The 6,480-nt window shown below is 61.2% G+C and carries 5 protein-coding genes; 4 read left to right on the top strand and 1 reads right to left on the bottom strand.

Going from position 1 to position 6,480, the window contains the following annotated elements; all coding sequences use genetic code 11:
- Positions 1–17: 17 nt before the first annotated feature.
- Positions 18–2,393 carry a hypothetical protein gene (locus M5G17_RS03330; RefSeq protein ID WP_273891592.1) on the bottom strand — a complete coding sequence of 792 codons (2,376 nt, stop codon included), beginning with the start codon at positions 2,391–2,393 and terminating at the stop codon, positions 18–20.
- 434 nt (positions 2,394–2,827) lie between these two features.
- Here M5G17_RS03330 and M5G17_RS03335 point away from each other — a divergent pair, with 434 nt between their 5' ends.
- From M5G17_RS03335 to argE, 4 genes are read left to right on the top strand one after another with little or no spacing between them, the layout of a single operon-like run.
- The gene (locus M5G17_RS03335; RefSeq protein ID WP_273891593.1) at positions 2,828–4,132 is read left to right on the top strand and encodes a flavin-containing monooxygenase; all 1,305 of its coding nucleotides are present in this window, start codon (positions 2,828–2,830) and stop codon (positions 4,130–4,132) included.
- Complete coding sequence (locus tag M5G17_RS03340) at positions 4,132–4,542, top strand: RidA family protein (protein ID WP_003201555.1); 411 nt, start codon at positions 4,132–4,134, stop codon at positions 4,540–4,542. Before M5G17_RS03335 ends, M5G17_RS03340 begins: the two co-directional genes overlap by 1 nt.
- 10 nt (positions 4,543–4,552) lie before the next feature.
- Positions 4,553–5,227 carry a DUF1028 domain-containing protein gene (locus M5G17_RS03345; RefSeq protein WP_273891595.1) on the top strand — a complete coding sequence of 225 codons (675 nt, stop codon included), beginning with the start codon at positions 4,553–4,555 and terminating at the stop codon, positions 5,225–5,227.
- Entirely contained in the window at positions 5,220–6,389 is a 1,170-nt protein-coding gene (gene argE / locus M5G17_RS03350) for an acetylornithine deacetylase (RefSeq protein WP_273891596.1), read from the top strand. Before M5G17_RS03345 ends, argE begins: the two co-directional genes overlap by 8 nt.
- Positions 6,390–6,480: the final 91 nt, after the last annotated feature.

A 6,480-nucleotide genomic window follows, 5' to 3' on the forward strand; every position in this document is an offset into this window, starting at 1 on the left:
ACTGTGGGAGCAAGGGCTTATTTCTTCGCAGGCTTTGCTGGCGGATCCTCTCGCAGGAAACTTTTGTCCGTGATGTGGATCATCAATTGATCTTTAGAGGGCAGGGAGGCTGGGACAAAGTACCCATCAATCCAGTTGCTCATCTGGATGATCGCTTCCATCGAGCGCACACCGTGCACATAGTTGGCATGCAGGAACGCATCGATCACCTTGGGGTGAATACGTGCGCGTACCGTGCCGTCCGAGCACTCGACCATGATCGGTTTTGCCTTTTCTTGCAGAAAGGTTCGCAACAGTGCGGCGCGGCGCAGGGTTTTCAGCTGTTCCGGGGCTTTGGCCGAGTTGGTGTTAATGTCGCTTACATTGAGATTGCCCCTCAGCCGGCTGAGAAAGTCTCTTAGTTTTGTTTCGTCGTTGCTGGCTTTTTTACTGGCGGGGCCGGCAAACTCTTTAAAAGTCGCGGCCGTTCCGCCGGAAAACAGAAAGATGGCGCGCCCCACCCGATAGTCACCATTTTTGCCTCGAAACAGCCCGTCCTGCATCGGCGCAAGGAAGTATTTCAACCAGCCGTTCTTGTTCGAACCTATGCAGGCGTCGAACTCATCAAACACGGCGAGCGGCACTTCGTCGCTGGCCAGTGCCTGGTCCTGAATCTGGTGAAATGCCTCGGTCAACTGATCCTCCTTAGCGAATTGAGCCAGGTTAAAGGTCAAGGGCTCGCTCTTGCGCGCAGGGTCGACGGATTTAAGCACCTGATTGACCGCGAACGACTTGCCGGAACCGGGCTTGCCGAACACGGCGATTGACAGCGGCGCGCGCCAGTCGGCCGTCTGGATATATTTGCCTATGATTTTCGCAAGCTCGAAGTGTTCGGCGATTTCCTTGGTATCCAGCAGTTTGAGCTGGCCGAAGGTGGCATACGGAAAAGTAATGAAGCTGCGCGGGAACCACGGTCTTTCTTCGAAACGGTAGAGGCCGGTGCTTTTTTTCGGCCCGCTGGGTGAGGTCACACTCAGGACGCTGTCCATGCCATTGATGACGATTTCTCTCAGGTCGCTCTCCAGCGTCTCTCTGGCAAGAAATTCGCTGGTCCTGCTCCATTTTTTCGGGCGTCTTGCCTGCTCTTGCGAAAGCTCCAGCGAGCACGTTAGGTCTTCTCGCGAGGTCGCATTTTCGCAGTCGTTGGCCATGTTGCCGAGTGGATCGGCCAGTGCCTGCTCGATGGATTTGAAAGGGTCATCGTAAGCCAGCCCATTCTTGAAGTGGCGATTGAAAGCCACTGCTGCCAGCCGTAGCGCACCCTGGAAGATAGCCTGATCGGCCGATGAAGACGTGACGCCGATGGATGCTTTGCGCCCGTTGGCAATGGTGTACAGCCCCTTGATCACCGCGCAGAGGAAAATCGCAAACTTGCCGGGCACGCGCCCGTACCGGCGAGTATCAGATTGCGCGATACGGTCGAAATTCGGACAGTAATGCAGTGCCGCCTTACAGCGGCCCTTTGCTGTTTTGTGAATATGCAGGCTGCCGGTCTCACGGAAGACAATCACCAGTTCATCGGCATAGTCGAAAAATGTTGAAACGGGACTCTGGTTGTGCACCCGATTCTGGTTCATCGCCTTCATGATGTCGCGGATGCTGTGTTCCAATGCACCATATTTTTTTATGTTCACGCCGGCTTTGCGCAAGGCGTCGGCCGTTGTCACGATGGTGACTCTTTTGGGGCCTGCGTGTGGTCGTTTTTTTCTCAACAGGATGTTGTCCGACAACGACTTGAGCGTCGATGCCCATTTCTCGGCATCGCTATTGATGGCTAGCACCAAGTCATCGGTTCCGACAACATCGCGAATGTTCTTGAACCGTTTGGACTGCTTGGCTTGTGCCAGCTCGTCAAGGGCATGCCGGGTACACCCATGCTGGTCGTAGATCACCGTGATCCGGTGTTGCCTTTGCCCATCGTGCTTTTCGAGTTGTTGCTGGATGTCCTTTATGCTGGCGAACAGGGAATCCGATTGGCTTTTGATGCCAGACGCGTTGCCAGGCCCACTCTCTTCGCTGACGATATAGTCTTCCCTGACTCTAAGCGCCTTGGGGCTGTCCTTGCTGCTCTTGGAGGACTGCGCAAACCGGTCAAGTATGCTGAAACGCTTGTCGCACATGCCGCGATCGTTCGAGTCGGTGTGCCGGATGATCATCTGCGCCTTGAACTCGGGCCAGCCGTCCTTCAACGCATGCTCAATCATTGTCGGCAGCAACGGCTCATGATGATCTCTGCTGCGCAATTGGTAGGACGGGGCCTCATCGGCGTTTTTGCCTGAACCGCGCTCGACCATCATGTGGGACGACAGATCGCCGAGTAGTACGATCACTGCGCCTTTTTTGCTGTCCGCCATTTTTCGTCTCCCAAGACCGATTTCGGAATGCTGCACTCAGGCCTGGAGCACTGTGACGAGCACGCACAGGCACGCCGCGGGCAGCGAGGTTGCAACATGGCTAAACAAGGTTGGCCGCCGGTCCGTGGTACAGAGAAAACTTCAAGCAGGGCTTGTTTGTGCGCATGGAACATTGATCCAGCCGCCGCTGAAAACGTCAGCCGGGGCGGAGCGCTGAGGTGTGAGTCAGACGCTGTCCATAAGCTTAGCAGCGGCGTTGGGATTGGATCATTTCTTCACTGACCAGGTTGGTCCCGGCACAGGATCCTGCACCCCAGTTTTTTACTATCCAGCAACTACAAAAATCATAATTTCGCGTTTGCCCGCGCGCTCCCAGAATGCGACCTACTCCCTCCCACGGCCACCTGCGTGGGACAACTCAGTAGGGCGCAGACATGACAATCAATAAAACCAAGATCGATACGCTGGTAGTGGGGGCCGGGCAGGCCGGTGTGGCCATGAGTGAGCACCTGAGCCGCCTGGGCGTGCCGCACCTGGTGCTGGAGCGCAACCGTGTTGCCGAAGCCTGGCGTAGCGGCCGCTGGGATTCGCTGGTGGCCAACGGCCCGGCCTGGCATGACCGCTTCCCGGGCCTGGAATTCGAAGGCCTGGACCCGGACGCCTTCGCCGCCAAGGAGCAGGTGGCCGACTATTTTGAAGCCTATGCCCGCAAGTTCAATGCGCCGATCCGCACCGGCGTCGAAGTCACCCAGGTGTTGCGCAACAGCGATCGCCCGGGTTTCACCGTACACACCAGCGACGGTGTGATCGAGGCCCGGCAAGTGGTGGTCGCCACCGGCCCGTTCCAGCGCCCGGTGATCCCGCCGATTGCCCCGCAAGATTCGCGCGTGCTGCAGATGCACTCCGCCGCTTACCGCAACCCGCAGCAACTGCCCGAGGGCGCGGTGCTGGTGGTCGGCGCCGGCTCCTCCGGTGTGCAGATCGCCGATGAACTGCAGCGCGCCGGCAAGCAGGTGTACCTCTCGGTCGGTGCTCACGACCGCCCGCCGCGGGCCTACCGCAACCGCGACTTTTGCTGGTGGCTGGGGGTGCTCGGTGAGTGGGACGCCGAAGCCATGCAGCCGGGAAAGGAACACGTGACCATTGCCGTCAGCGGGGCCCGCGGCGGCCACACCGTGGATTTTCGCAAGCTGGCCCAACAGGGCATGACCCTGGTCGGCCTGACCAAGAGCTTTGACAACGGTGTGGTGCGTTTCGAGGCCAACCTGGCCGAGAACATCGCGCGCGGCGACGAAAACTACCTGGCGCTGCTCGACGCCGCCGACGCCTACATTGCCCGCAATGGCCTGGACTTGCCGCAAGAGCCTGAAGCACGGGTGATGTTGCCCGACCCGCTGTGCCTGACCCAGCCGATTCTCGAACTCGACCTGGCCAAGGCCGGTGTCAGCACCATCATCTGGGCCACCGGCTACTCGGTGGATTACAGCTGGCTGCAGGTCGACGCCTTCAAGGACAACGGCAAGCCCCGTCATCAGCGCGGCGTGTCCAGTGAGCCGGGTATCTACTTCGTTGGCCTGCCCTGGTTGTCGCGGCGCGGCTCGGCCTTTATCTGGGGCGTGTGGCACGACGCCCGGCACATCGGCGAACACATCGTCAAACAACGCACCTACTTCGATTACCGCGACGCGTCGCAGCGCCAAGCCGAACGCCAACCTGTCAGCCTCATGGGAGCTCGTTGATGCCTACTCATACCCGTATCCGCATGTTCAACACCAAAGACACCTACCCCAACCAGACCCTGGACAACGACCTGTGCCAGGCGGTGCGTGCCGGCAACACCGTGTACGTGCGGGGGCAGGTGGGCACTGACTTCAACGGCCAGCTGGTTGGCCTGGGTGACCCAAGGGCCCAGGCCGAACAAGCCATGCGCAACGTCAAACAACTGCTAGAGGAGGCCGGCAGCGACCTCAGCCATATCGTCAAGACCACCACCTACCTGATCGACCCGCGCTACCGCGAGCCGGTCTACCAGGAGGTCGGCAAGTGGCTCAAGGGCGTGTTCCCGATCTCCACGGGCCTGGTGGTCAGTGCCCTCGGCCAGCCGCAGTGGCTGATGGAAATCGACGTGATCGCGGTCATCCCCGAATAAGGAGCCTGCCATGACCTTTTCCATCGTTGGCCGCTGCGCCGAAACCGGTCAGTTGGGCATTGCCATCAGCTCCTCGAGCATTGCCGTCGGCGCTCGCTGCCCGTGGCTGCGCACTGGTGTGGGTGCGGTGTCGAGCCAGAACATCACCTTGCCGGCCCTAGGCCCGCAAATTCTTGACGGCCTGGACCAGGGGCTGGCGCCGCACCAGGCGCTGGACCACGCCCTGACGCGCAACGGCTACAGCCAGTATCGCCAGGTGGCCGTCATCGATGCCCAGGGGCGTACGGCACTGTTCAGCGGCAACCACGCGCTGGGCATCCACAACGCCGTGGCCGGCGAGCAGTGCGTGGCAGCGGGCAACCTGTTGGCCAACAGCGCCGTGATCGAGCGCATGGTAGAGGCCTTCCAGACCAGTGAAGGCTGCCTGGCGACGCGTTTGTTGAGCGCCTTGCAGGCCGGCCAGGACGCTGGCGGCGAAGCGGGGGCGGTGCACTCGGCGGCGTTGTCGGTGGTTGGCGAGCTGGTCTGGCCGATTGTTGACCTGCGCGTGGACTGGGCTGAAGAGAACCCGATCGGCGAGCTGAACAAACTCTGGCGCGCTTACCAGCCGCAGTTGCAGGACTACCTGACCCGCGCCCTCAACCCGACGCTTGCGCCCAGCTACGGAGTGCCGGGCGATGAGTGAGCTGCGCAGCCGTGCGTTACTGGCCAAGCTGATCGGCTTTGCCACGGTCAGTCGCGATTCGAACCTGGCCTTGATCGAGTTCGTCCGCGACTACCTGCACAGCCTGGGGGTGAGCTGCGAGCTGATCTACAACGCAGAGCGCAGCAAGGCCAACCTGCTGGCCAGCATTGGCCCGGCGGTGGCCGGCGGGGTGGTGTTGTCGGGGCATACCGATGTGGTGCCGGTGGACGGTCAGCCGTGGACGCTGGAGCCGTTCAGCCTCACCGAGCGCGACGGCAAGCTGTACGGCCGCGGCGCCGCCGACATGAAAGGCTACCTGGCCTCGGTGCTGGCGGCGGTACCGCTGTTTGTCGCAAGCCCCCTGCGCCGGCCGGTGCATCTGGCGTTCTCCTATGACGAGGAGGTCGGCTGCCTGGGCGTGCGCAGCCTGTTGCACGTGCTGCCCCAGCGCATCCCACAGCCGGCCTTGTGCTTGATCGGCGAGCCTACCGAGCTCAAGCCGGTACTCGGCCACAAGGGCAAGCTGGCCATGCGTTGCCATGTACAGGGTGCGCCTTGCCATTCGGCTTACGCGCCCTATGGCGTCAACGCCATCGAGCAGGCGGCGCGGCTGATCGGCTGCCTGGGCGAGATCGGCCAGCGCCTGGCCGCGCCCGAGCATCAGGATGCGCGCTTTGACCCGGCGTTCTCCACCGTGCAGGTCGGGGTGATCCAGGGCGGTACGGCGCTGAACATCGTCCCGGCCGATTGCCGTTTCGACTTTGAAGTACGCGCGTTGCCGGCCTTCGAGCCGCAGGCGGTGGTAGATGAGTTGCACACCTATGCGCAGCAAACGTTGCTGCCGGCCATGCAAGCGGTAAAGGCCGACACAGCGATTCGCTTCGAGCCGATTTCAGCCTACCCGGGCCTGGCCACTGCGCCTGAAAGCGCTGCGGCACAACTGGTCGCGCAACTGTGCGGCAGCGATGCCTTCAGCACCGTGGCCTTCGGCACTGAAGGCGGCTTGTTCGACCAGGCCGGGATCCCGGCGGTGGTGTGCGGGCCGGGCAGCATGGACCAGGGCCACAAGCCGGATGAATTTGTCAGTGTCGAGCAGATGGCGGCCTGTGACCGGCTGATGGACCGTCTGGCCGAGTACCTGTGCAGCAACGAACAACAATAAGGAGTCTGCAGTGAAAGATTTCAATGAGTGGAGCAACCTGGCGCAACAGCAGCGCCTGATCGACAGTGCGTTTATGGGGTTATGCCGAGAT

Origin of the sequence: Pseudomonas rubra (assembly GCF_028656935.1) — a bacterium.
Taxonomy (GTDB): domain Bacteria; phylum Pseudomonadota; class Gammaproteobacteria; order Pseudomonadales; family Pseudomonadaceae; genus Aquipseudomonas; species Aquipseudomonas rubra.